Source organism: Enterococcus sp. AZ063 (assembly GCF_051715045.1).
Lineage (GTDB): Bacteria > Bacillota > Bacilli > Lactobacillales > Enterococcaceae > Enterococcus_D > Enterococcus_D casseliflavus.
This window is the reverse complement of sequence record NZ_JBIOTA010000001.1, coordinates 55,160-80,430: the sequence shown is the minus strand read 5'-3', so window position 1 is coordinate 80,430 and position 25,271 is coordinate 55,160. Positions and strand designations below refer to the sequence as shown.

Sequence of the window (25,271 nt, the reverse complement as noted above, 5' to 3'; positions counted from 1 at the left end):
TTATCTTATAGAAACGAGGGAAAAGCTATGGATACCCATATAAAAAAGAAAATGCTTCACGTGAAACATTTACAAAAAAGCTTCAAAGACAAAACCGTTTTGAAAGAGGTCACTTTTGACGTCACTCCTGGCGAAGTATTTGTCTTACTAGGATCAAACGGCGCTGGAAAAACCACTTTAGTCAAAATTTTGTCCACTATCCTACCTTTTGACCAAGGAACCGCGCTGATCGACGGGATCGACTTGACCAAAGATCCAGCAGCGATTCGCGAGAAAATCAGTCTGACGGGACAATTTTCCGCCGTCGATCAAGAACTGACCGGTCGAGAAAACTTGCTGATGATTGCTGCCTTGCGCCATGTCAAAAACAAACAGTTTATCGTCCAACATTTGTTAGAGCGTTTTGATTTGGTGGATGCCAGCAACCGACTAGTCAAAAATTATTCTGGTGGCATGCGACGACGCTTAGACATCGCCATGAGTTTTATCGGCGAACCTGACCTGCTCTTTTTGGATGAACCAACGACCGGGTTAGACCCGCAAAATCGCTTAGCCACATGGCACATGATCAAAGAGATCGCCGCTCAAGGACGAACGATTTTCCTGACGACCCAATACCTCGAAGAAGCTGAATTTTTAGCAGACCAAGTCGCCATCTTGCATGAAGGGAAAATCATCTTGCAAGGAACACCAACGGAAGTCAAAGCACTGCACCCTTCGCAAACGATGGAAATCAGCGTATTGACGAAAGAACACTTGCAAACGGTGCGTCAGCATCTGTCTGATTTTCCGCTGCAAGTCAATGAGTCCAGTCTCTCTCTGGCATTTCCCGTCAGTCAAGACTTCCAGCATTCCTTCACGCTGTTGCAGGAACTTAATCAACTACCGATCACTATCACTAGTTTTAATCAAAAGAATGCTTCGTTAGAAGATATTTTTCTAACACTTGTCCAAGGAGGAAACCAATGAAAGCAATTATAGAAACCAACACCTTATTCAAACGCAATCTCTTGCTATCGATTCGCAGTATGGAGACTTTGCTAAGTGGGATTTTGACCCCAGCGATTTTAATGATCCTCTTCGTCTATGTTTTTGGGGGAGCCATGAACGTCGGCGATACCTCTTATGTCGATTTTGTCGTTCCTGGTGTTCTCGTCCAATGTATCGCCCAAAGCGCCTCCTCCGTTGGGGTAACGGTGACGGAAGATTTGAAATCCGGCATGGTGGAACGGCTGATGACCTTGAACATCTCTAACTCAGCCTTTTTAAACGGGCATGTCTTCGCCGCGACCCTTCGGAGCTTGATCAGCACCTTGGTCGTGTTGATCGTCGCCATGGTCATCGGTTTTCGCCCCCAAGCCACAGTTGCTGGCTGGGGACTCGCTTTCCTATTGATCTTTTGCTTCACCTTTGCTTTTACTTGGGTCTCCGTTCTGGTTGGTCTCATCGCCAAAAGCCCCGAGACAGCGACCTTGTTTACTGTCTTGATCACCCTTTTGCCCTACTTAAGCTCTGGTTTCGTCCCTACGGAAACCATGCCGCGTCCGTTAGCCATTTTTGCTGAATACCAACCAATGTCGCCGATCATCCATTCTTTGCGCGGGCTTTTGTTAAACTTAAAAGATACCACCTTGATCAGTGCCTTTAGCTGGTGCGGCGGTATCGTAGTGGTGAGCTGGTTCTTGGCACGAATGCTTTATCAGAAACGGTTACGCTAGGTAAAAGGAATCAGTGGTATAATATAAGTAGTTTTCTATTATAAAAAGGCAGGGATACCCATGGATCTTAAAAATCGGCTGATCGCCTTCGCTCAGACCTTCAATGATGTTCAGGTCGACCATCCATTTGCAAAGTTTCCCGAGTACCAAGTCTTGCGGCACCGTAAAAGCGGTAAATGGTTTGGCTTGCTGATGACTGTAGAAAAGCAAAAATTAGGCTTGGAAGGAACGGAAATGATCGAAATTTTAGATGTCAAAGTAGCGCCCGAAATGGTTTCGATCATCAATCAAAGTCGCGGCTATTTACCCGCTTATCACATGAATAAAAACCATTGGCTCACCGCATTACTAGATGGCTCTGTATCAGAAAAACAACTCCAATCTTTGTTACGAGACAGCTATGAACGTACCCGTTAAAACCAAATATCAAAAAAACCGATCAACGATGCGCCTGTATAGGAGCACCGTTGATCGGTTTTCTTTTATAACGGATCCTGTGTCATCCGTGAGTCTAACGAAACACTTAGGCCAACTCTTCTCCGTTTGTTGCAATGACTTGTTTGTACCAATCGAAGGATTTTTTCTTGGAACGATCCATCGTGCCGTTGCCTTCGTCATCAAAGTCAACATAAATAAAGCCATAGCGTTTGCTCATTTCGCCTGTTGAAGCACTGACAAGGTCGATACAGCCCCATGGCGTGTAACCGATCAAGTCTACGCCATCAGCGATCGCTTCCCCCATTGCTTCAATGTGGCGGCGCAAGTAATCGATACGATAGTCATCTTCGATCTTACCTTCTTCGTTAAAGGTATCAATGGCTCCTAAGCCGTTTTCCACGATAAACAACGGTTTTTGATAACGATCATACAATTCATTCAACGCGATGCGCAGCCCTTCTGGGTCGATTTGCCAGCCCCATTCACTTGCTTCTAAGAATGGATTGCGGACGCCGCCCAACAAGTTTCCTTGCACTTCATCGGCTTCTTCTGTGGTGATATCCACGGCAGAAGACATGTAATAGCTGAAGCCAACATAGTCAACAGTATGTTCAGCGATCAAGGCTAAGTCTTCTTCAGTAATCTCAAGATCCTCTTTATTGACGCCGTGTTCTTTGTACAAACGATCCGTAAAGGATGGGTATTTTCCACGTACTTGCACGTCGGCACAGTAGTAGTTGAAGGCTTGATTATGAATCATCGTCGCCACTTGGTTGACTGGGTTCGCATCAATGCTGTAAGTCGTTGCATAAATGATCATACAACCGATCTGTAACTCTGGGTTTAATTCATGGCCGATTTTGACTGCTTTACTGCTGGCAACAAATTGGTTGTGCCACGCTTGGATCACGTTTGTAAAGTCGCTGGCACCCGTGCTGTTGACCATTCCTTGACTCAATGCGGAGAAATGGAACGCAGAGTTGATCTCATTGAAGGTCATCCAGTATTTGACTTTACTGTGGAAACGTTCCAAGACGACTTTTGCAAAACGTTCATAGAAATCGATCAATGCTCGATTTTTCCAGCCACCATATTCTTTGGCTAAATGCAAGGGCATTTCATAGTGGGAGATCGTAACCACTGGCTCGATCCCGTATTTCAAACATTCATCGATCAGCGCATCGTAAAATGCTAGCCCAGCTTCGTTTGGTGTCGTTTCATCGCCTTTTGGAAAAATACGTGTCCATGCGATGGAAAAACGATAGCTCTTGAAGCCCATTTCTGCAAACAACGCAATGTCTTCTTTGAAACGGTCATAATGGTCGATCCCGCGATGATTTGGGTAGGTGTATTTGTCCTCATCGATCGTCCAATCAAACGTATCACTGCCTAAAATCGCTAAACGCTGTTTGCCGCCAGGCATTGCATCCGCCACTGACAAGCCTTTGCCATCGCGATCGAACGCCCCTTCTAATTGATTCGCTGCGGTCGCGCCGCCCCATAAGAAATTTTCTGGAAATTTTGCCATTTGCTCGTTCTCCTTTTGTTTTCTTTTGATAAACCTACCTATCTGATTACTGAAAAATCCCCGATAAAAAACAAAAAACCTAAATAAGAGCCGCTGCTAAAACGAGAAGAGCGCTTTCTTATTTAGGTCTTGCCTGATCGAGTCAGTAACAATCCACGTGGGTTTTCTTTCTTTAACTATAGCACTAACTCGTTGGCTTGTCATCATAAAATCGGTTTCTTTTAACCAGCGATCTTTTGAAAAAAGGGGAAATTTAACCAGTAAACCCTGTCAAATTAGCTTCTTTTAAAGAGTTTTTTATGAGTAGCCATTAAACAATTTCCTAACAATTACTGTTGACCCTTTCTATACGTTTAAGCAACTCCCTTTGATCTTCAACCATCAAGAAATCACTCGATCCATGCTTTGTTCTGCTGCTTTTTCTTGCGTTTCTTGCGCCAATTCTTGTTCGGCATTTTTCTTATCCAAAATGCGGACAAATGGGTAATAGATCAAGGCACACAAAGGAATCATCAGTAACTGAGCTACCCCGAGTTTCCAACTTCCTTGCAGAATACCTGAGAGAACGATCGGGGCACCAAAAGGCACTTGCATCCCGATAGGAATTGGTAAAATATTCGTGATGGTTAAGATATAGCCAATCACCACGCAAACAACTGGGCTTAAAATGTAGGGAATCGCCAGAATCGGGTTCATTACGATCGGTAATCCGAAGATCAGCGGTTCATGAATCCCGAAAAGTGCTCCTGGTGCTCCCAGCTTCCCGATAATTTTGAATTGTTTACTCTTTGATAAAAAGAGTAAAACTACTACTAGACCAAGCATGGCGGAAAAATTAGCATAAATACTCCAAAAAGAACCAGTCACTAAGTTAGGCATCGGTTCTCCTGCTTGATAAGCAGCCAAATTCTCAAGATCCAGAGCAGTCATTATTGGACGAATAACCGCTAATACAACGATTGCTCCGTGAATCCCAAAGACCCACAACAACTGCATGATCAATAAGGCGATACAAATCGACCAAATCGAACCTCCAAGACTTTGCAGTGGAATTTGTAGAATCGTGTATACAAATTGATGGAAACTACCGAATTCCGTCATCTTCCACAAACCGGCTGTTATCGTAAATAAGACTGCTACTAACACTGCTGGAACCAGTCCCGAAAATGTTTTGGCAATCGTTGGTGGTACACCCTCCGGCATCGTGATAACCAAGTTTTTATCGACAAAAAACACATACAAACGGGCAGTTAAGACACCCACGATCATCGCCGCAAACAACCCTCTAGCCCCCAGCCAGTCAAAGGTCAAGGCATTGATTACAAGCTCTCCATCATCAAAAACACTGATTGGTGTTAAGACTAAAAAGGAGAACAAGGAAACAAAACCAGGGATCAAGCCTTCTTTTCCATACAAGCCTGCCAATTTGTAAGCGATGGAAAAAGCGGCATAAATAGCCAATGCATTTGTCGTAAATTGAGCCGGTAAGGCGATAATATCGCGAAACGGGGCAATCATTGATTGATAAACCCCGATTTGCATAGAAGACAACAGTGTACTGAATGCGCCGATGATCATGATTGGCAGTAGGGTCATCAATCCAATTGAGATTGCTTGCATATACTTATTTTGCTGAATCTTACTTGCGTAGTACTGGCCTTTTTCGGTGAACTTCTCTGCGAAAGTCATATAATACACTCCTTTTTAATCTGTGTCCGAGAAACAAAACGTCTTGATAGCAATTGTGGGGGAGCAGCTTGTATCTTTTTTAAAAAGACCCATACTGAGTAAAATCAAAAATCAGAAAATCTATTTGTGTCACATTTGCATTAGGATCATCGGCGTTTCCCCGAACCATTCGATTACTAAGTAGATCAATCAGAGCCTATCTGCTTTCGGGAATGGCCGATCATTGACTGGATTCACCGTCTTAAGAAATCAAGTGTGCAAAAATTCACCTTGTCCCTTGTTGAAGAAGAACAAGGGCCTGCCTTTTACGCATTGTTCCCCTGAAGTCAGACGGTTTCTCCAGCTGGATCGATACTTTCAGTTTGAACCTCTGCTTGCGCTGCTTCTGCTTCTGTTTTTAATTTTCCTTTATCTAATATTTTGACAAAAGGAATGTACAGCAAGCAGCCTGCCAAAACGCAAACGACTTGTAAAACTGCGACCTGCCAGCCTCCAGCTAGAAACCCATTTAGAAAAATCGGTGTGCCAAAGGGAACTTGTACGCCACTAAGTCGTGGGACGATCCCACTCCAGATCGCTAGGTATGCTACAAGCACTTGAACCAATGGTGTTAATATGAACGGAATCGCCATGATTGGATTCAAAATCAGCGGTAAGCCAAAAATCACCGGCTCATTAATGGTGAACAATCCAGGAACGGCACTCAGGTTAGCGACTGTCCGTGATTGTTTTGATTTCGCCAACAGCAAAATAACGATAATCAATGACAATGTTCCTCCAGCCCCACCAATACCAGCAAACAAATCATAAAACGACTTGCTCAAAATATTCGGCAGTTCGGAACGCGCAACACCGCTAGCTAAAGCATCCATATTTTCCACATCCATTGGTAAGTACAAAGCGGTGACAAAGCTACCCACCACCAACGAACCATGGATACCGAAGAACCATAGCACCATTTGGATCAGTACAATAAATAACAACGAACCTACACTAGAAGACAAGCTTTGCAGCGGCATTGCCAAGATTCGATAGATGAAATCTGAGAATGAGCCATAAGAAGTAAAACTGAATGCCCAGCTAATGACAATCGCGGTAAACCCAGAAATAATTGCTGGAATCAAACCGGCGAAGGTATCCGTCACAAATTGCGGCACGCCTGCTGGCATTTTGATGGCGATATTTTTTTCTAAAATAAAGCAGTACAAACGAGCAAAGACTAAGCCACAGATCATAGCGGTAAACAAGCCTTGAGCGCCGAGTTTGCTCATGTCGAGGGTCGTTGTTTCCTCTAAGGTAACCATTGGCGTCATCATCAAAAAGGCAAACAGTGAAACGATGCCGGCAGGAACCGCCGATTGCTTAAATTCTGTCGCTAAACGGTGACCGACCAGAAAGGAAGCGTACACTGAGATAACCCCGACGGTCATACTGTAACCGACGGAAAAATAGCCGCCAATATTGATCGAATTGATAAAGTCTGTCCATCCTTGAATCGGCAAAACTGCTAACAATAAGGCGATCGAACCAATAATGTTGATCGGCAGCGTCGCCATCAACCCGTTTGAAATTGCCTTTAAATACCGATTGTTGGAGATTTTATCTGCAAATACTAACACCTTATCCATATACTTATCCATTTTCTTTTCACTCCTTTATTTGGATGACAAACAATACATCTTCATGACAATTGTGGGGATGGAAAACAGTGATACCATCGGTAACTGTCAGTTTTGGTTTCAAGAAACGATTGGTATTCAAATCGATCAATGTGACGGTCGCTGTAGAAAGATCTCCTTGCAGGCGAACTGTTGTATTGCTTGGCAAGTAAAGCAAGGCATCATTCGATCCTGCGATGGCTGCCATACGAATCTGTTCATCTGCATCGATCAAGCGCTCTTGGCAAGGCACAAGCTCCTGAATATTTAATAATTCGAATAATTGCTTGATAAAGCCATAGTCATCTGCCCCAGGAAAAGATAAAGCTTCTGGCCAAATCATCGGACGATCAAACGCTTCCCCGATTTCTTCCGCAAAGGTTGCCGTCGGGGTTTGCCAACTCCAGATGCCGTGGGCACCGTACGTGATCCCAGCCGCGCCGCCGGCTAACAGTGATTGCCATGCCGCTTTGCGGACATCCTTTTGACCAAATCGGCCGTATACGTGACGGGCATAGCCCATTTGTTCATAGCAAGGTTCTGAGTTGATGATCGGCAGCTGCGGTTGTCTTTGATAAAAACGCTCTGCCAAATAATAAGGCATATTCAAAAAGGCGCTGTTATGACCTGATTGGTATAAAAATAAGTCCAACTGTTCGACGATAGGTTCAGGGATTTCTTCAAAACGTCCCTTGATATGAATCGTTTTCAGGGTATTGGGCGAATGCTTTTCAAAGAAAGCAAAGGCTTCTAGATACGTATCGATGGTTGGCTGTGTCGGGAAATCCGTATCGCCACCAATAAAGTAGATCGGATGGAAGGCATCAAAAGTCGCAATCACTTTTTGATAGTAGGCCTGGCGGCAATCCTCCGGCAACACGTTGCGTTCTTTGTCCAACTGGCTAGCCCACGTGCCGGCGACATAGTTTGACCACAAGACGACCAACGCTAAAGTAAAGCCTTTCTCATCGGCAATTTTACAAAGACGCTGAGCCCGTTCGAAATAGGCATCCTCCCAAACAGTAAAATCAAAGACGCCCGCATCAAGAGGAAACGGCAAGCAGTCAAATTGACCACGGCTGCGATCCCATTGCGGTAACACATTGATTTGAAGGGTATTGAAGCCCTGCTCTTTGCGTTTGTCTAAGTAAGTGATCCAGTCATTTTCTTGAATACTAGTAAAGGCACTCCAACAAGTGTCAGCTAAATAAAAGAAATGCTGGCCGTCTCGCAATAAGGTGCGTTTATTTTGGCTTACGGTGATTTTCACGGTGGTGCTCTCCTTTCATCGGCACAAGTTGTGCACTGGCGGTTTTTTAATCAATATAACTGCTGAGCCAGCCTTCGCACAGCTCAAACCATTTGGCGACATGGGTATTGAGGTGACTTGGCTTGCGTGCCGTTGTTCGATCCGCTAATGCCAGTCCGTGTTCGCCTTTTTCAAAAATATGCAGTTCAAATGGAATCTCTGCTTCTCTTAATTTGACCGCCAGCTTCAACGAGTGTGCCACATCAACTAAGACGTCTTCCGTCGTATGCCAGAGAAACATCGGAGGTGTCCACTGATCGACATGATGCAAAATGTTCATGGATTGAATGGCTTCTTCCGTCGGTTGTTTACTCCCAAAAAAGCGTTCGTTGGCAGTTAAAGGTGCTTCGATCAGACTAGCGGCAAAGCCTAGCTCATCGATTGGGAAGGCGTGCTCTTGATAAACCAATGGGTAGCCGGCGATCGCCAGATTCACTTTCAGTAAGTCACTGCTAACGCCCAACGCTTCTGCCAGCTCAGCATCGTGCCAGCGCGTCGCTAACTGCAACGCTAGATGTCCGCCTGCTGAAAAACCGCAAACGATGATTTGCTCCTCATCCACCAACCATTCTTGGGCATGCGCACGAATGATTTTGACGGTTTGGGCGGCTTCCATCAAAGCATTATGGGGAACGTTTTTCACTTGGTCACCGGTGGTGTACCATAAAACAACGCTATTTAGCCCGATACTATTGAATTTCAAGGCAATGACTTCCGCCTCTCGATCACTGGTAAATGCGTAGCCGCCGCCTGGACAGACGATCACTAGCGGTCGTTTCTTGCCGACATTGTACTCTTTGGATTGGTGCAATAAATAGGTATCCACGTAAGCCGTTTGATTCAATTGGATTCGTTGGGTCTCCATATAGTTCCTCCTTTATCCTTCACTAAAAGCAGCTGACTTCTCAATGAACCGTTTCCATTTTTCATATTTCAAACGGATCACGGCCTGTTCGGCTTGCGGAACGATCGTGGTTTGCTGAATAGCTGGTTCATTCATGGTTGGATTGGCAACAAGCATCGTGCCGATGGCTGAAAATTCTTCGACTTCGCTGACGATGACGGGTTTATTGATCAAAGTCGCCAATAAGCTCATCAAGGCGCGGTTTTTCGAAACACCGCCATCGATCATTACCTGATTGATCAGTCGTTCAGCGACTTCTTCCATCACATCGATCACTGCTTTGATTTGAAAAATGATGCTTTCTAAAACGGCTTTCAACAGCTCATGAGTCGTCGTCGTGCGTTTCATGCCGACAAAGCTGGCAGTCATCGTATTATCCCAAAAAGGGGCACCCATTCCTTGCAATGCTGGGATAAAATAGATGTCTTCTTGACTGTCATTGGTCAGCACTTCTTGACAGATCTCAGCTACATCTGGTAGCGGAGCCACTTGCTCACTGAACCAGTTGATGGCGTCACCACAGGAACGGATGATGCCTTCTAGCGCAAACGCTGTTTCCTGGCTAGTTTGCCAGCCGACCGTCGTCAAAATGCGGCGATCTCGCAACGTCTGCTCCTGCTGCACTTGCATCATGATCGAACAACCGGTACCCATCGTGATTTTTACATCCCCAAGGCTTTGACAACCTTCCCCGAATAATGCCGCTTGTGAATCGGCTAAGATTCCTTTGATAGGGATTCCGTGATAGTTACCGAAAACCGTATCAGCAGGTTTGATCGCTGGCAAGTCTGCTAAATGGATGCCAAAAAGTTTGACGAGTTCTGCATCCCAACGGTCCTCTTCAATATTGTAAAACAATGTTCGGCAAGCGTTGCTGGCTTCTGTCGCAAATACCTTCCCTTGCGTTAAATTCCACAACAGCCAGCTGTCCATCGTACCGATCGCCAACTCGCCAGTTCCCGACTTTTCCTTGATAGCCGATAATTCTTGTGCCAGCCATTTCACTTTGGTGCCAGAAAAATACGGGTCTAAGCGTAAACCGGTCTTTTGATTGATCGTCCTTTCCCAGCCTTGTGCCGTCAATTCTTCACAAATCGCGGCGCTGCGGTTGCATTGCCACACGATCGCATTGTACAAGGGATTACCAGTCAATCGGTCCCATGCAACGATCGTTTCTCGCTGATTGGTCAAGGACAAGGAAACGATTTGACCTGCAGTGATCGCTTGTTCTTGAAACACTTGTGCCAGCAATTCTTGGACATTTTGCCAAATCTCGAGGGGATCATGTTCGACCCACCCGACTTTTGGATAAATTTGGCGGTGTTTTTTATCGTAACGCTGCAGGATTTTCCCTTCTTGAAACAGTAAGAGCTTGGTACCGGATGTACTCTGATCTAAAACCAGCTGATAGGTCTTGTCCATCTTAAGCTCCTAGAAACGCAACCGCTGTTTTCGCTATGGAGGCACCGTCTAATCCATAATGGGCAAACAGTTCTGACGAAGAACCAGTAATCAAGGCTTCATCCGGAAAAGCAATGATTTTTTGTCGAATGTCCGTTTCTTCTGTCAGTGTTTCCGCCACGGCAGCTCCTAAGCCGTTGTATCGGCTATGTTCTTCCACAGTGATCACGGTGCCTGTTTCTTTCGCCACTCGTTTGACCGTTTCTGAATCAAAGGGCTTCAAGGAATGAACATTTAAAACGGCAGCAGTGATACCTTGTTTTTCCAATAGCTCAGCAGCATCCAACGCTTGGCGCACGGTTTCGCCGGTGGCGATCAATGCGACATCTTGGCCGCTTCTCAGCTCAATGGCTTTGCCGATCTCAAAAGGATAATCTGCAGAATCATAACAATCTTCAACAGGATTGCGACCGAGACGGATATAGGCTGGTTCATTTGATGCCGCTAAGGCTTTAAACATTTGGATCGTTTCAAAGCGATCTGCTGGCAACAGCACTTGCAAATTAGGGATCGCTCGTGCCACTGCGATGTCTTGCAAGGAATGATGACTCATGCCTAATGCCCCATAGCTGACACCGCCGCTGATGCCTACGAGTTTGACATTTTTATTCGAATACGCGACATCGACTTTGATCTGCTCGATACTGCGCATGCTGAGAAAACAAGCTGGAGAGGCAACGAAAGGGCGTTTGCCCATATGGGCTAAGCCAGCCGCAATACTGACGATGTTTTGCTCTGCGATCCCTACTTCCACCAATTGTGTCGGTAATTCCTTGGCAAAAGGTGCTAACGAAGCGGAACCACGAGAATCACTGGTCAACACCGTGATCGCAGGATTCTTTTTTCCTTCTTCAATCAATACGTCGCACATTGCTTGGCGATTGGCAATATTATTTTTTCCCATGAGTCAAAACCTCCATTTGCTGATCAAGTTCGGCAATGGCTTGTGCAAGCTCTTCTGCCGTTGGCACTTTATGATGCCATTGCGCTTGATTTTCGGCTGCAGAATAGCCTTTGCCTTTGATGGTTTTAGCAATGATCAGCTTCGGTTGATTGGGCTGATGCGGTTTTTCTAATGCAGCCACCAAGGCAGCCATATCATTGCCATCAACGATATGCACATCCCAACCAAAGGCACGCCATTTTTCATCTAGCGGCTCCACTGCCATCACATCTTCCGAGGCTCCAGTGATCTGCAAGCCGTTGCGATCAATGATGGCGGTCAAATTGTCCAGCTGGTAGTTGGCAGCCGCCATGGCTCCTTCCCATACCGAGCCTTCTGCTAATTCGCCATCTCCTAACAACGTATAGGTTTGATACGTGCGGTGATCCAGTTTGCCTGCCAAAGCGATCCCTACTGCGACGGGTAAGCCGTGACCTAGCGAACCAGTATTCATCTCAACACCAGCTACTTTATTGTTTGGATGACCGATCAGTCTTGAACCAAATTGCGAAAAGGTGGCTAATTCTTCTTTCGGCAAAAAACCTTTGTCCGCTAAAACGGCCCATAATACTTCTGCAGCATGTCCTTTACTTTGGATATACTGGTCACGATCTTGCTTTTGAGGATCTTTCGCATCGACATTCATTATCCGATAATACAAGGCCACTAAAATATCGGTACAAGAAAGATCCGAACCAGTATGACCCGTTTTTGCTTGATAGATCAGCTCTAACACGGATTTTCGAATCGTTAAAGCCTTCATCTCTAGCTCGTTTATTTCCATGATTGATCCCCTCTCAAGTATGCTTTGACGTCTTCTTCGATTGGATCATAAAAATCTGGCTGCACACCGATGTATTTGCACGCTTCGTACAAGATCGGCACCACATTTTTTCTGACCGCCGCAACGTGATGAATATAAGGGCCCTCAACGAGTTTGAATTCCAAGCGATTCAAATTCGCAAATTCCAGATAGAGATAGGTTCCTTGATTGTATGGTCCATCGATCCCTTTACCAGTACCCATCAGCAGTGAGTACTCGCCGTTGTCCCCATCAAAGCGACACAGCGTATACTCGTCTTTGATTGCCCGAAAAGCGACTGATCCTGGATAGTCAAAAACAAAATGTCGTTGCGGCAAGATCGGTTTGGTCTCTGCGGTGGAATAAGCAAAAACTCCTAAGTGCTGCAGCAATTCGCCATTCTCATTTTCTGGATGGCGGCAGTTGACATCCGCAAAGATCGCACGGTGTTCCCCCAACGAAGCGGCTTCGACCAACAGTTCCGAGATCGCCCCATGGACATCCGTCTCACAGACAAAAGGTAAGCCTTCTTCTTGTAACAGCGACAAGGAGGCATACGGTAAAATACCGATTTCGTCTTGTAAGGCCGTCCAACACTGGATGACCCCTGCATTGCAGCCGTAGCTTTCACATAAGTTTTGCAAGGCCACTTTAAGGGCTGCCACCATCTCCAAATCTTTCGCCGAAATTTGGACTTCCGTATTGGTTTCGAAATAATCAATGACTGCTTGCAATCTATCTGGCTGTTGTTCTTTGACTTTCTTGATTTCTTGCACCACTTCTTGGATCGGTACTGGTGATAGCGAGATATTGAAACGCTCCAATAGTTCGCCTTCGTTGCAGATCACGGTCCAAAAATCAAAGGGGCGTGGGCCTACTTGCAAGATTCGTGTTTGTTTGAAGGTCTTGACGACATTGCAGACTTTGATAAAGTCTTGCAAGCCGCGGGTAAATTCTGGTGAATCAATATCAGAATTTTTGACATAGGTGAAAGGTACCTTGAAACGGCGCAAGACTTTCCCGATAGCGAAAAGACCGCATTGCGTATCCCGCAAACGTGAACCGTCGGCGGCTGGCGTCTCATCTTTAGGTCCCCACAGTAAGACGGGGACATCTAGTTTTTTGGCTAAACGAGCACAGGCATATTCCGTACCAAAGTTTTCATTGGCTAGAAAAAGACCGTCGATCTTTGCTGCTTTGAATTTTTCGGCGATTTTTTCAACCCCTTCATCATCGTATAGCAAGCCGTCTTCGTTGATATCTAAAATATCTACATAATCAATGGCCAGTTCGTCCATTTTTTGTCGTGTCAGATTGGCGTACTCAATGGCTGCTTCTGCACTAAACAAATTTCTTCTAGTCGGGGCGAACCCGATGGTTACTTTATCCATAAAACCACCCTTTGCGTTTTAGTATATTTAGCTAAATTTTTATTTCTTCGACGATTCGTGCTACATTTTTGCTCAGAAATTCCTCATCCGTCAGTAAAACGATTTTTTTATCAGGAAAGGCTGCTGCGACTTTCGCTTGATTGAAGCGGGTTTGAGGAGCTAAAATCAAAAAATCATAGTCATTCCCCACCATAAATATTTCTGAAAAAGGCGCGGAATTGACTTGGTAATGCTGATCATCCGCTAGTTGTTCTTTGATCGCTTTGACGAGCAGTGCGCTGGAGAGCCCAGTGGCACAAAAGAGACCGATCTGTGTCATCTATTCACTTCCTCAAAATGTAATCCCTTACTTTTTACACCTTAAATATAGCACAAGCTAAATATTTTGCAATAGTTTTAGATAAATATTTTTGTTAAATAACTAAAAAAGGACAAAACGCTTGCTAAACGTTTTGTCCTTCTTCTTATTTTTTTTCTTAATTGATGCTTTCGCGTTCGACGATCGTCGTGGCGACCAGCATTTTCAGATGGTTTTCATCTTCACTCGTGATTTTCTCGATCAAGCGTCGCACGGCTTGGCGACCAAGGTACACTTTATCTACTTTGACGGTGGTCAGTGGTGGGTTGCAAAATTCCGCCAAAGGAATATCATCGAACCCAACAATGGTCAACGGATGATCGGGAAACACTTCGCGAATGGCTTTCATGGCACCGATGGCGATATTGTCATTGACCGCAAAAAAAGCGCTTGGCAACGGTCGCTGATCGGCACGCAAGGATTCCAAATAGACCTTCATGTCTTGATAGGAGCCTTCCAAGGTGGGTTCTACTAAGGCTTCCGTCTCTTCATAATGGATCAGATCATGCTCTTGGATCGCTTGGATGAACCCTTGCTTGCGTTCACGGAAGTTGTTGATTTGAAAGGTTGAATTGATGATGCCAATGTCTCGGTGGCCTTTTTCGATCATCTTTTCAACGATCTCATAGGCACTGTCACGATTATTGATGGCGACAAAATCAAAGTCCTGCGAATTAAACACCGTATCTAAAATCACTAACGGTACTTCCAAATGGCGAAAGACTGCTAAATCTTGTTTTTCCAATTCCGTTCCTAACAATAGCAAACCATCTGCTAATTCTGGACGGATCTTTTCGATCGGGTCTTCCTCTGGCGCCAATGTGATATGGGAAATGACCAGTTCATAGCCTAACGTACTGCACTCCATTTCGATTCCTCGGATCAATTCAGAAAAGAAAGGCGTATCCCCTACGACATTTCCTTGCTTGTTCATTACGACAAATTTGATTTTTTGGCTTTCCGTTTTTTTAATTTCTCGCTGATCAAAATACCCCATCTCACGAGCGATCTTCAAGATCGCTTGCCGTTTTTGTTCACTGATCCCCTTACGATTGTTGATCGCATTAGAGACTGTTCCGCTGGAAACGCCAGCTTTTCGGGCAATATCAGAGATCACAACTTTCATTTGCTCACCGCTTTCTGCTTCTCATTCTGTTAAAAGTATAGCAAAAGAATTGTTTTTTTACTACCAAAAAAGCTAAAACAAACTAAAATTTTTAGTTTGTTTTAGCTTCTACTTTAATTAGTTACTTTGTTCCGCCAAAATGCAGAAGGACAATGGGGCGATGGTTATCCTTGACGCTGCTACGCCGCGAGAAGCGATCCCAGCTCCTTTGGGGTCAGCAACGAGGTGCCAAGAAGTATTTTCTGTTGCCGTCGGTAAGTCAAAGGACCAGCTTTCTTCCGTGCTGTTGAGTAAAACGAACAAGGAACGCCATGGATGCTGTTCGTCACGATTGGGTACTTGATACGCCAAGCGATTTTCATCCTTTGTCTCATAAAAGACCATGCTTCCAGCCGTTTGGGTCGTGGCATCTCTCAATGGTGCATAGGACTGCCGCAATGCCCACAAGCCCCGATACAGCTCGCGCAATTCTTTGAAGGTTTTGGCACGTGCCCAATCCAGCTGATTGACTGCCAGTGGCGAACGGAAGGAATTTTCATCGCCTTCTTTGGTACGGCCAAATTCTTCCCCAGCTTGGGTCAGCACGGCTCCTTGGCTAGTAAACAAAATGGCTGCTGCTAGTTTGTTACGAGCTAAAAGCTCAGGATCAAAATCATAATTTCTTTCCTTCGCTGAAGCCTGCATGGTTGCCACCAGTTTGTCCCATAAGGTCAAATTATCATGGACTGACGCATAGGCGATCACTTGACGGGGCGATTTTGCCCAGTGCTCGGCGCCTTCTTGCCCAGCAACTTTCGTATTTCCTTGAATCGCCGTTGCCAAATTTGCTGCATAAAAGGTTTGCTTGACTTGCGGTTGACCATTCATTCCTTGAATAAACGCGCCGTCTGTTTCTTCAAAGACATCGCCTTTGATACTGTCTCTTAAATCATTGCTAAAAACCGCAACGCCTTCTGACAGTGCCCAAACATTGCTTTTATTCGCTGGGATATTCGGCTGAATAATTTGATTGCTACCGGCATCCCATGGCTCGCCATATAAAATCACATGGCTGAAGCCGGCAGCATCTAGGCGTTGCCGCAATTGGTTCATGGTTTCCACATCGATCAAGCCCATCAAATCAAAACGAAAGCCGTCGATTTTGTATTCTTGCGCCCAATATAAAACTGAATCAATGATAAATTTGCGCATCATTTTCCGTTCAGAAGCCACTTCATTGCCGCAAGCAGAACCGTCCGCAAAATTCCCCACATCATCTTGGCGATAGTAATAATCAGGCACCGTCAAATTAAACCATGATTCTTCTGTGATCGCAGTGTGATTGAAGACCACATCCATCACAACGCCGATGGCTTCTTCATGCAGCGATTGGATCATTTGCTTGCATTCACGAATCCGCGCCTTGGGATCACTAGGATCAGAAGCGTATCGTCCTTCAGGGACATTGTAATTCTTTGGATCATAGCCCCAGTTGTAGGCAGAAGAAGTTTCATCATTGTCAAAATCGAAGATCGGCAGCAGATGAACATAATTGATCCCCAACTCTTTTAAATAGGCCATGCCAGTTGGTTGACTTTCATCTCCCACCAGATGGGTCTTTTTTTCAGTGAAGGCTAAATATTTTCCGCGATTTTCTGGCGAAATCCCGCTGTTTTCGGCGCCGCTGAAATCTTCGACATGCAATTCCCAAATATAGGCATCGGTGATCGATTGCTGACCGACGCCGTGAGTCTCCTGCCAGCCTTCAGGATCTGTTTCCTTTAAATCAATGATGGCCCCACGGTTTCCGTTGATCCCTACTGCCTTGGCATAAAGATCCACCGCTTCGACTTTTTGACCGTCTCGTTGAAACTCAAAGGTATAAAACAGCTCCTTGACGTTTTCTTCCGTCGTGACTTGCCAACAGTTGTCTTCTTGGACCATTGGCAGCGTCAGCAGGCGATCATCAGCCCCAGCGACACCGCTTTGATAAATCAATACTGAAACGGCCTCTGCTTCTGGTGACCAGCATTTGAACGTGGTTTGCTGTCCTTGAAAAGTCACACCAAGATCATTCCCGTGGTACGTATGTTCTTCTAAAAAACCGATCCTGCGATCGATCGCAATCTTTTTTTCTCCATACTGCGTGTTTTGTCCCATCAAAATTCCTCCATTCAACGTTGCTAACTATAAAACCCAGTTACTTTTCTGCTATTTCTACCTTCTCATATTTCTTGAAAATTGCCAACAATAACTGACAGCGTACATACAAAAAACAGCTAAGACCAAAAAAGCAGGCAATGTACATGCTGAAAACCAGCGCATAGGGTGAAAGAAGCATGATGACAATAGGGGCTGCAGTCAGAAGATGAAGACTAAGTATTTTAAAAGGGTGCTTTGCGGCGACTTTGATGCTGTTCAAAAGGATCGTTTTGATTTCGCTATCGTAACGTGCGAGTAAGAAAAACGAAACTTGGAAAAACTGAAGCCACATGAACGTACAAATTACTAAGCCTACGGTAAAAAGATCAGGAGTCCCTTTTAGTTGGAAATAATACAACCAATCAGCAGTCAAAAGCCACAAAGAAAAAAGTAGACTAAGCCAGATGAGAGTGCTCTTTCGAAAGCTTTGGCAAAAGACCGACCAAAACTGCTGAACAACAGTCGGTGCTTTTCCTTCTATCAGATCAGTCGCCACTTTAGAACCCGCAGTGATGGCTGCGCCGATCGTGAAGAGCGGCAAACTAAAAAACAAGAGCAGTACATTCAATAGGAGCAACTGGCTGAATTTCCAAGCGATTCGTGCGAAGAAGTTTTCTGAATGAAAAAAGTGTATCATGTGGGTTTACTCCTTTACTGATCCGACAACGATTCCTTGAACGAAATATTTTTGTAGAAGCGGATAAATAATCAATAACGGCACCACTGCCACCACGATCTTCGCTGCATTCAAGTTTCGATCAGAGACCGCTAGTAGACTTTGTAGCTGCTCGGAAGTCAAATTTCCGGCTTGTTGCATTGTTTCAGCAATGTTGACTGATAGTGTTTGGATATAGGTCATTAAAGGATAGTTTTCAGTCTTGGTCATATAGATCAGTCCACTGAAAAAATCATTCCAACTGCCGACAATACTGAATAGAGAAACTGTTGCCAAACAAGGCAATGACATTGGGATATAGATTCGTCCCAAAATCTGCAGTGGGTTGGCACCATCGATCCGAGCAGATTCTTCCAATGATTTGGGGATTCCCCGAAAGAAATTCATCACCAAGATCACACTGCCGATAGGGACTGCACTAGGTAAAATCAGGGACCAAATCGTATTCAATAACCCTAGATTGCGAACGACTAAATACGTTGGGATCATGCCGCCGCTGAAGAGCATAGCAAAAACCATCACGCCCATGAATAATTTTCTCGTTCGAAATACTTTTTTTGATTTAGACAGCGGGTAAGCCATCGTTACGATCATCAAGAGGTTCAACAGCAGCGAAACGATCACACGAATGACCGAGATCCCAAAGGAACGCCAAAATTGCTGATCGCTCATGATGCGCTCATAAGCTGCTAAGGTCAGATCCACTGGCCATAGCCCCACAGCATTTGCCGCGACCGCACTGCTGCTGCTTAAAGAAAGTGCCACGACATTCAACATCGGTACTAAACAAGAAAGAGCTAAAACAATGACGATCAAATAAATTACTGCATGCCGTATACTAAATTTTTCTTTCATCTCTTTTTTCCTTTCCTTAAAACATCACTCTGTCAGTCTTCTTCTCCGCAATTTTGTTGGAAGACCAAATCAAGAATAGACCGATCACCGATTTAACCAGACCAACGGCAGTCCCTAAGCTGTAGTCTCTACCGATCAGACCGATTCGGTAGACATAGGTATCGATAATATCACCGCTTTGATACACAACCGGAGAATACAGGTTATAAATTTGGTCGAAGCCGGCATTTAAGATATTAGGCAGCGACAAAATCGTCATCAGCAAAATAAAAGGCATCATCCCAGGCAGGGTTACGTGCCAGACTTTTTTTGACCAAGAAGCACCATCCATCGTGGCTGCTTCATATAACCCTGGATCAATCGAGGTAATGGCAGCAAGGTACACGATCGAACTGTAACCGAAACTTTTCCAAACATCGGTCCCGATCAGCAAACGCGGAAACAACTGATTACTACCCAAAAAGTTTAATGGTTCTACACCAAAGTTTTGTAAAATCTGATTCACCGTTCCATCAAGGCTGAATAAATTGACCACTACTGAAGCCAGTATGACCCATGAAAGAAAATGGGGCAAATAAACGATGGTCTGAATGGAACGTTTCATCCACTTTACACGTACTTCATTTAATAGAATCGCAAAAAGAATCGGTACGATCGTATTAAAGATAATTTTCCAAAAAGCGATAAAAATCGTGTTTTTAGTCACTAAGAAAATATCCGGTAAACTGAACAAATAGCGAAAGTGCTCGAATCCCACAAATTCAGAACCTAATACACCTTTCGCTGGCACATAATCTTGAAATGCCATCAACAACCCAAACATAGGACCATAAGAAAAAATTAAAATAAAAATGATGCCTGGTAAAATCATGCCTAAAAAGAAAAGCTGGTCTCGAGAAAACCACTTTTTCTTTTCTTTTTTGCTTTCTTTTTCAACAGAAAGTTCCATTTACTTACTCCTCCATAAATTTTTTGCCTCACCAGCCGCTTGATGAAAAAATTCGAACAAAGAAAAGGCACCTGCAGTCGATTTCCCTGCATACAATCTTGCTTTTCTTTGTTCGAAAGACGAGTGTCAGAACCGCTGGAGTGGCCGCTTAATTATCTGCTCGCTGATCTACTACTTCTTGCATTTCTTCAAGTATGGCTGTCCCACCTTGGCTATTCCAGGTTTCAACATAGTTATCGAAGTTTTCCAGAGGTTCTTCTCCAGTGATAAACTTAATGAAGGTCTCTTCCTCCAGTTTCCCTACTTGTGCGCCGTTTCGTTCATTGGCTTTGATCGAATCAAAACGCGGTGGTTTCACTTCATTCAAACGTCCTTGCTCTCTGATACCGCCCATCACATTATTGACGGCTAAATAGCGGGAAGCATAGCGGGTCCAGTCCACCGGATCGGTTTCTTCAGGGCTATCCAGATATTGCTTGATTTTTTCGGCGTTTTCTTTGATGAAGAAGTTGGAGATATCATCGATAGATGTTTCGCCAACCGCCGCCTTGGAAGCTTCTACTGCATCATCAATCTCACTATAGGCTTTTAAGAAAACAACATTCCATGGACGAACCGTCCCATCGACATCCACTTTCGCATAGTCATAAATTTCTGGAAACTCGGTTTCAATATCTTCCGAGTTGGCAACTTCACCATAAATCAGATTGATCATCTCCATGATTTTTTCCGGCTCAGAAAAACCTTTGCGCACCACGATGTATTGCCCAGTGCCGCGGTTAGCCACGGCATTGACCTCGCCATCGCCGTTAGCATTTTCAAGGGCATAAGGAACAAATTCAGCATTCGGATCATTTTGTTTAGCTTGTACTAACCCCCAGTCAGGCATGTGCCAAGGACCAAAAGCGATGCCCGTTTCTCCATTAACCATCATGGCATGGATATCGTCATACGTCCGGGTACCAAATTGCGGATCCATGAACCCTTCATCTTGCCATTCCTTCAGCAGCGTTAGTGCTTCTTTCATTTCTGGCGTATTGGATCCATAAAACATCTGTCCATTCTCATCTTGGAGATACGATTTTGGGTAGGCTCCAAACGCATTCATAATGGCTGTCCCTGTATATGCCGTGCCGCCATGATTTGGCGAGGACAACCAGAAGGCCAATGGCAAACCAACCGCTTTTCCGGTGTTGGCTAAATCATTTTCTTGAAAAGCAATCGCTGTTTCCTTCAACTCTTCCAATGTAATTGAGCGATTGCCATCTTTATCCAGTTCAATACCCAGCTCATCTAGCCAGTCCTGGCGCAACCAGACAAGATTGGGCCCGAAGTCATCGCTAGTAGATGGGATCGCCATCAAGCGATCATCAAACGTAGCTGCTTCTAACTGAATCCCATCAAACGAATCATAGATGTCTTTTAGAAAATCGTCGGCATGCTCCTCAAATACTTCGGTCAAGTCTTCCACTAAATCATTGTTAACTAATTCTTCCAATTCATCTCTTGATCCGACGATCATTGTATCCGGTAGTTCCCCTGAAGCGATCGCTAGCGATACTTGCCGATCGTAATCTTCCCCGTGGGCTTCAAAGGCACTCTCCAGTTCGATGCCCAAACGTTCTTGAATCAATCGAGTATACGCGTTGTTGCTGTAAGAGTCCCCCTCCGGCAGTTTTGAGTTCGGTGCGGTTTGGCGTCCGATCGTAATCACGGTATCCCCATTTTCATTGGTCTTTGCTTCTTCTGAACTGCATCCTGTCATAATAAGTGCTGAAGCCATGGCTGTTAAAATTGCTGTTCCCCGCCTGAATTTCATTGTTTTCCTCCTCAAACTTTTTTGATATCCTTATTATACGCAATCGCTTCCATAGAAAATATAGCACTTTTTTCAGATTTATAGCACGATTTCCAGAAAATAAAACGTTTACAAATTTGTTCTGTTGCTTTTTTTGTTTATCGCTTACTATAGAAAGAAGAAGCGACTGTGTAATTTTCTCTATACGAAAGGACGGCGAAAACCATGTACCGACTGCTGATTGCTGATGACAGCTACGATCAAAGAGAAGTGATCAAATACTTCTTGAGTCAGCATGAAAAAGAATGGCTGATCGAAGAAGCCAAAAATGGCCGCGAAGCCTGGCAACTTTTTCAGAAACAGCCCTTTGACTTGATAATTACCGACGTAAAGATGCCCTTTATGGATGGACATGCCCTCGTAGCGAGAATCAAAGAAGCAGCTCCTGAAATTCCTGTGATGTTTATCAGCGGCTTTGAAGATTTTCATTATGTAAAAAAAGCCATACAGTTACAAGCGGTTGACTACCTCTTAAAACCAATCGACCCTGATGATTTTTATGAACAAATAAATAAAATCATTCTTTTTATTGATCAACAAAAGCAGCGCTCTTACACAAAAACAATCGCACAAACCCATTATTTGAAAGAGATTTTGAGTAAACTTTTTTATGGCTATCCTTGGCATTCACTGCCGAAGGAAGAGCAATCGGTTGCACAAGATTTTTTTAAGACTCATCCCTCTTTTTTTCTCGTTACTTGGCCGCTGGATTCTTGGAATGCGCCGGATTTCGTCCCTTCACTGTCTGCTGCATTTCCTGAAATGTTCAGTTTGTTTTTAGCTCCAGCACAACTGCTCTTTTTTAACGAACCTTTGCCAAAAAGGGAAATCGAGGAGCGAAAAAACAACTTGACTACCTATTTTTCCGAGCAGTTTCAGCAAAAAATAACACTTTTTGACAGCGGACCAGTTCCCCATCATTCCGGGGTGTACGGCACCTATCATGACTTACTGAAGACCAGTCAGCGGTCTTTTTATCAGCAAAACAAAGGGAAAATCTGCCAGCTGCTTCCGGGAGATCACTACATCGTCAAGAAAGCTCTTTTTGAAAAAACCGTTTCGTATGTGAATCAATATGAAAGTAAAAAAGCACACGCGCTTGTGAAAACAGTTTTCGACTGCTTTGAAACAAATGGACGTGAGGAACCAACCAATACCAAATTTTATTTTGCGACCTTTTATCAAACCATCATCGATCAGTGCACGATCGCCTTTGAAGCGGAGCATGGCGCTAATCAGATCGGAAAAATACTGGAAGCGTCAAGTCTACAATTAATTGCGGATATTTTTGATGCCCTCTTCCGTTATATCCATGATGCACTGCTTCAAATCAACGGGAGTCAGTCAAATGACTATGTGCGCCAAGTAAAATCCTATATATTCGCTCATTTTCACCAAGAGTTGAGCTTGGAGCGCTTAGCAAAGGAAGTCAATATCAATCCTAACTACCTAAGCGAATTATTCAGTACTTCTGAAGGCATGGGTATCACCAAATACATCAAGTCTTACCGTATCAAACAGGCTCAGAAGCGTTTAAAGAACTCGAACTGCAGCATTCGAACTATCTCCAAACAAGTTGGCTTTAATCATTATTCCTATTTTTGCAAAACGTTCCGAGAAATTGTCGGAATGACGCCGGATGCCTATAGAAAGAGAGGTCCCTCTTGTTAAGAAAAGTCCACGATTGTTTTAAAAATTTTCGTTTTCAAAAAAAGATCGCCCTTATTTCGATTCTTTCAAGCATTGTTCCTCTGATCGTTTTGACCTTTGTCGGGGTATCTATCATCCGAGCCTTTATCCAACAGCAGGAAAAAAGTGCTTACTCCGATAATCTCAAAAGTATCAGCTATCAGTTAGAAAGCAAGATCCATACCTATCGGGACAGCCTGCTTTTCTTAGCCAACAATACCGCCTTGACGCAAGAACTTTCTAGTCAACGCTTCTCAAACTTTGATCAATACAATCTCTTTCAAAATACGATCGTGCCTTTGTTTCACAGTGTTCGTTTTCCGCAAGCAGATATTAAAGGCATCACGCTATACACCACGATCGATCTTTATGATCATGGGCAATACGTCAAAAAAATCACGGCTGATACAGCACTGCCTTTTCTAAAAGAAAAACCCTCGACTGAAATTCGCACGTATTTTGACAAAGAACGGGAGGAACTTTCTTTTTATACCAACCTTTTTTTAAAAGGCCATACCGCAGATTCCCTAAACTACATCGTTTTGACCATCGATCGAGCAGCATTGTTCACGAATCTTGATGCAGTCACTGAGGAACCATACGATTTGACGATCCAGTCAGAGACCGGGCAGACGCTTTACCGCATTGATTATTTGACGAAGCAGCAGCGTACTCAAAAACAGTGGTTGGTTGGAAGCGCAGTTATTGAAGAAGCCCCTGTATTGCTGGATAATCATTGGCAAATCGTTTTTGTTAAAACCGCACAGTCATTTTTCAGCAGTCTACTGTATCTAGTTGGTGCGGCACTCATTATCTTTGGTTTTGTATTAGTGATATTGGTTTTATCCAGCTGGTGGCTAGCAAAAACAGTGGTACAGCCGATCAATTCTTTGGCCCAGCAAATGGCTTCTTTATCAATGGATCAATTCAAAATCGAGCATAGTTATTCTTCAGAAGATGAAGTTGGACAGTTATACACCAATTTTCAAAAAATGCTAGATAAAATCGCTGAGCTGATCAATGAAGTATATGAAGCCGAACTGAAACAAAAAGAATACGAATTGCGGGCTCTGCAAGCCCAGATCAATCCGCATTTCTTTTATAATTCCTTAGCATTGATCAGCAATACTGCCACACTAAACGGCAACCACGAAATCCGTGAGATGGCTCAGCTGCTGTCTCGATTCTACCGTCTCAGCCTAAACCAAGGATCCAATCGGTTATCCGTCAGCAAAGAACTCGATTTGACGATCACTTATGCTAAAATTCAGCAAAAAATGCATCACCATTCCTTTGACTTAGTCCTCGAAATCGACTCAAATATCGATGAATATCCGATGATCAATCTACTCTTGCAGCCGTTTGTCGAAAATGCCGTCTTTCATGGGCTGGATCATATTGAAGATGACCGCAGAGGTGTATTGACGATCCGCTGCCTCAAAGAAGGCCAATGGCTGCGGTTTGAGATTCAAGACAATGGTCCCGGGATTGATCCTGAACAGCTAAAACAACTGGAGCAACCTTCTGATCAACATTATGGTATCAACAATGTACGCCAGCGGCTAGCACTGTACTATGGCACGCAAGCTTCCTTAGCAATTCAATCAGTAAAAGGTGAAAAAACCACAATTGTTCTACTCATACCGCAAGACTTACCTCCTCAAAAAAAACCGTTAGTGAAGAATGTTTGATCACTAACGGTTTTTTTGTGTCGAAATATTCAGATATTTATTTTAAT

The 25,271-nt window shown here is 44.2% G+C and carries 21 protein-coding genes; 5 read left to right on the top strand and 16 right to left on the bottom strand.

The features are described 5' to 3' along the window. The first annotated feature begins 27 nt into the window (after positions 1-27). Genes IGK61_RS00360 through IGK61_RS00350 form a run of 3 tightly spaced genes read left to right on the top strand, consistent with a single transcriptional unit; the run spans position 28 to position 2,135 of the window. Complete coding sequence (locus IGK61_RS00360) at positions 28-969, top strand: ABC transporter ATP-binding protein (RefSeq protein ID WP_015508713.1); 942 nt, start codon at positions 28-30, stop codon at positions 967-969. Then, a complete protein-coding gene (locus IGK61_RS00355) occupies positions 966-1,718 on the top strand; it encodes an ABC transporter permease (protein ID WP_008376673.1) in 753 nt (250 codons plus the stop codon). The genes IGK61_RS00360 and IGK61_RS00355 overlap by 4 nt, the downstream gene beginning before the upstream one ends. Before the next feature lie 60 nt (positions 1,719-1,778). Next, a complete protein-coding gene (locus IGK61_RS00350) occupies positions 1,779-2,135 on the top strand; it encodes an MmcQ/YjbR family DNA-binding protein (protein WP_074535583.1) in 357 nt (118 codons plus the stop codon). Between the two features lie 106 nt (positions 2,136-2,241). On the opposite strand, the gene IGK61_RS00345 is transcribed toward IGK61_RS00350, so the two are convergent. From IGK61_RS00345 to IGK61_RS00270, 16 genes are all read right to left on the bottom strand, one after another. Then, complete coding sequence (locus tag IGK61_RS00345) at positions 2,242-3,684, bottom strand: glycoside hydrolase family 1 protein (protein ID WP_005226517.1); 1,443 nt, start codon at positions 3,682-3,684, stop codon at positions 2,242-2,244. Between the two features lie 381 nt (positions 3,685-4,065). Beyond that, positions 4,066-5,373, bottom strand: a complete 1,308-nt coding sequence (locus tag IGK61_RS00340) for a PTS sugar transporter subunit IIC (protein WP_074535582.1) — start codon at positions 5,371-5,373, stop codon at positions 4,066-4,068. 326 nt (positions 5,374-5,699) lie between these two features. Further along, positions 5,700-7,013 (bottom strand): PTS sugar transporter subunit IIC, encoded by a 1,314-nt coding sequence (locus IGK61_RS00335; RefSeq protein ID WP_074535581.1) that lies wholly within the window; start codon positions 7,011-7,013, stop codon positions 5,700-5,702. A gap of 7 nt (positions 7,014-7,020) precedes the next feature. Next, positions 7,021-8,301, bottom strand: a complete 1,281-nt coding sequence (locus tag IGK61_RS00330; RefSeq protein WP_074535580.1) for an apiosidase-like domain-containing protein — start codon at positions 8,299-8,301, stop codon at positions 7,021-7,023. A gap of 46 nt (positions 8,302-8,347) precedes the next feature. Continuing rightward, the gene (locus tag IGK61_RS00325) at positions 8,348-9,205 is read right to left on the bottom strand and encodes an alpha/beta hydrolase (RefSeq protein ID WP_005226509.1); all 858 of its coding nucleotides are present in this window, start codon (positions 9,203-9,205) and stop codon (positions 8,348-8,350) included. 12 nt (positions 9,206-9,217) lie between these two features. After that, complete coding sequence (locus IGK61_RS00320; RefSeq protein ID WP_074535579.1) at positions 9,218-10,666, bottom strand: FGGY-family carbohydrate kinase; 1,449 nt, start codon at positions 10,664-10,666, stop codon at positions 9,218-9,220. Position 10,667: 1 nt separating this feature from the next. Continuing rightward, positions 10,668-11,609 carry a transketolase family protein gene (locus IGK61_RS00315; protein ID WP_074535578.1) on the bottom strand — a complete coding sequence of 314 codons (942 nt, stop codon included), beginning with the start codon at positions 11,607-11,609 and terminating at the stop codon, positions 10,668-10,670. Beyond that, complete coding sequence (locus IGK61_RS00310) at positions 11,596-12,432, bottom strand: transketolase (RefSeq protein WP_005231740.1); 837 nt, start codon at positions 12,430-12,432, stop codon at positions 11,596-11,598. Before IGK61_RS00310 ends, IGK61_RS00315 begins: the two co-directional genes overlap by 14 nt. Further along, a complete protein-coding gene (locus IGK61_RS00305) occupies positions 12,423-13,841 on the bottom strand; it encodes an L-fucose/L-arabinose isomerase family protein (protein ID WP_074535577.1) in 1,419 nt (472 codons plus the stop codon). The genes IGK61_RS00310 and IGK61_RS00305 overlap by 10 nt, the downstream gene beginning before the upstream one ends. A 31-nt stretch (positions 13,842-13,872) precedes the next feature. Further along, positions 13,873-14,160, bottom strand: a complete 288-nt coding sequence (locus tag IGK61_RS00300) for a hypothetical protein (protein WP_005226498.1) — start codon at positions 14,158-14,160, stop codon at positions 13,873-13,875. Positions 14,161-14,317: 157 nt separating this feature from the next. Beyond that, entirely contained in the window at positions 14,318-15,325 is a 1,008-nt protein-coding gene (locus IGK61_RS00295) for a LacI family DNA-binding transcriptional regulator (protein ID WP_074535575.1), read from the bottom strand. 117 nt (positions 15,326-15,442) lie between these two features. Next, complete coding sequence (gene pulA, locus IGK61_RS00290) at positions 15,443-17,464, bottom strand: type I pullulanase (protein ID WP_074535574.1); 2,022 nt, start codon at positions 17,462-17,464, stop codon at positions 15,443-15,445. Between the two features lie 40 nt (positions 17,465-17,504). Continuing rightward, the gene (locus IGK61_RS00285) at positions 17,505-18,143 is read right to left on the bottom strand and encodes a DUF624 domain-containing protein (protein ID WP_074535573.1); all 639 of its coding nucleotides are present in this window, start codon (positions 18,141-18,143) and stop codon (positions 17,505-17,507) included. A gap of 6 nt (positions 18,144-18,149) precedes the next feature. Next, the gene (locus tag IGK61_RS00280) at positions 18,150-19,037 is read right to left on the bottom strand and encodes a carbohydrate ABC transporter permease (protein ID WP_015508704.1); all 888 of its coding nucleotides are present in this window, start codon (positions 19,035-19,037) and stop codon (positions 18,150-18,152) included. 16 nt (positions 19,038-19,053) lie between these two features. Next, a complete protein-coding gene (locus IGK61_RS00275; protein ID WP_005232878.1) occupies positions 19,054-19,986 on the bottom strand; it encodes an ABC transporter permease in 933 nt (310 codons plus the stop codon). Between the two features lie 148 nt (positions 19,987-20,134). Further along, on the bottom strand, positions 20,135-21,805 hold the full coding sequence (locus tag IGK61_RS00270) for an extracellular solute-binding protein (RefSeq protein WP_074535571.1): 1,671 nt from the start codon (positions 21,803-21,805) through the stop codon (positions 20,135-20,137). A 204-nt stretch (positions 21,806-22,009) separates the two neighbouring features. On the opposite strand from IGK61_RS00270, the gene IGK61_RS00265 reads away from it, so the two are divergent. Together IGK61_RS00265 and IGK61_RS00260 are read left to right on the top strand one after the other, a co-directional pair. Then, complete coding sequence (locus IGK61_RS00265) at positions 22,010-23,515, top strand: response regulator transcription factor (protein ID WP_074535569.1); 1,506 nt, start codon at positions 22,010-22,012, stop codon at positions 23,513-23,515. Continuing rightward, positions 23,509-25,224, top strand: a complete 1,716-nt coding sequence (locus IGK61_RS00260; protein ID WP_015508701.1) for a sensor histidine kinase — start codon at positions 23,509-23,511, stop codon at positions 25,222-25,224. The genes IGK61_RS00265 and IGK61_RS00260 overlap by 7 nt, the downstream gene beginning before the upstream one ends. Positions 25,225-25,271 lie beyond the last annotated feature (47 nt).

What these genes read in the sequence shown, in the direction of transcription:
- IGK61_RS00310 (WP_005231740.1), bottom strand. Translation starts at nt 12,432, where the DNA reads ATGGAAATAAACGAGCTAGAGATGAAGGCTTTAACGATTCGAAAATCC.
- pulA (WP_074535574.1), bottom strand. Translation starts at nt 17,464, where the DNA reads ATGGGACAAAACACGCAGTATGGAGAAAAAAAGATTGCGATCGATCGC.
- IGK61_RS00265 (WP_074535569.1), top strand. Translation starts at nt 22,010, where the DNA reads ATGTACCGACTGCTGATTGCTGATGACAGCTACGATCAAAGAGAAGTG.
- IGK61_RS00305 (WP_074535577.1), bottom strand. Translation starts at nt 13,841, where the DNA reads ATGGATAAAGTAACCATCGGGTTCGCCCCGACTAGAAGAAATTTGTTT.
- IGK61_RS00280 (WP_015508704.1), bottom strand. Translation starts at nt 19,037, where the DNA reads ATGAAAGAAAAATTTAGTATACGGCATGCAGTAATTTATTTGATCGTC.
- IGK61_RS00325 (WP_005226509.1), bottom strand. Translation starts at nt 9,205, where the DNA reads ATGGAGACCCAACGAATCCAATTGAATCAAACGGCTTACGTGGATACC.
- IGK61_RS00335 (WP_074535581.1), bottom strand. Translation starts at nt 7,013, where the DNA reads ATGGATAAGTATATGGATAAGGTGTTAGTATTTGCAGATAAAATCTCC.
- IGK61_RS00320 (WP_074535579.1), bottom strand. Translation starts at nt 10,666, where the DNA reads ATGGACAAGACCTATCAGCTGGTTTTAGATCAGAGTACATCCGGTACC.
- IGK61_RS00315 (WP_074535578.1), bottom strand. Translation starts at nt 11,609, where the DNA reads ATGGGAAAAAATAATATTGCCAATCGCCAAGCAATGTGCGACGTATTG.
- IGK61_RS00345 (WP_005226517.1), bottom strand. Translation starts at nt 3,684, where the DNA reads ATGGCAAAATTTCCAGAAAATTTCTTATGGGGCGGCGCGACCGCAGCG.
- IGK61_RS00275 (WP_005232878.1), bottom strand. Translation starts at nt 19,986, where the DNA reads ATGGAACTTTCTGTTGAAAAAGAAAGCAAAAAAGAAAAGAAAAAGTGG.
- IGK61_RS00295 (WP_074535575.1), bottom strand. Translation starts at nt 15,325, where the DNA reads ATGAAAGTTGTGATCTCTGATATTGCCCGAAAAGCTGGCGTTTCCAGC.
- IGK61_RS00350 (WP_074535583.1), top strand. Translation starts at nt 1,779, where the DNA reads ATGGATCTTAAAAATCGGCTGATCGCCTTCGCTCAGACCTTCAATGAT.
- IGK61_RS00355 (WP_008376673.1), top strand. Translation starts at nt 966, where the DNA reads ATGAAAGCAATTATAGAAACCAACACCTTATTCAAACGCAATCTCTTG.
- IGK61_RS00300 (WP_005226498.1), bottom strand. Translation starts at nt 14,160, where the DNA reads ATGACACAGATCGGTCTCTTTTGTGCCACTGGGCTCTCCAGCGCACTG.
- IGK61_RS00270 (WP_074535571.1), bottom strand. Translation starts at nt 21,805, where the DNA reads ATGAAATTCAGGCGGGGAACAGCAATTTTAACAGCCATGGCTTCAGCA.
- IGK61_RS00360 (WP_015508713.1), top strand. Translation starts at nt 28, where the DNA reads ATGGATACCCATATAAAAAAGAAAATGCTTCACGTGAAACATTTACAA.
- IGK61_RS00285 (WP_074535573.1), bottom strand. Translation starts at nt 18,143, where the DNA reads ATGATACACTTTTTTCATTCAGAAAACTTCTTCGCACGAATCGCTTGG.
- IGK61_RS00340 (WP_074535582.1), bottom strand. Translation starts at nt 5,373, where the DNA reads ATGACTTTCGCAGAGAAGTTCACCGAAAAAGGCCAGTACTACGCAAGT.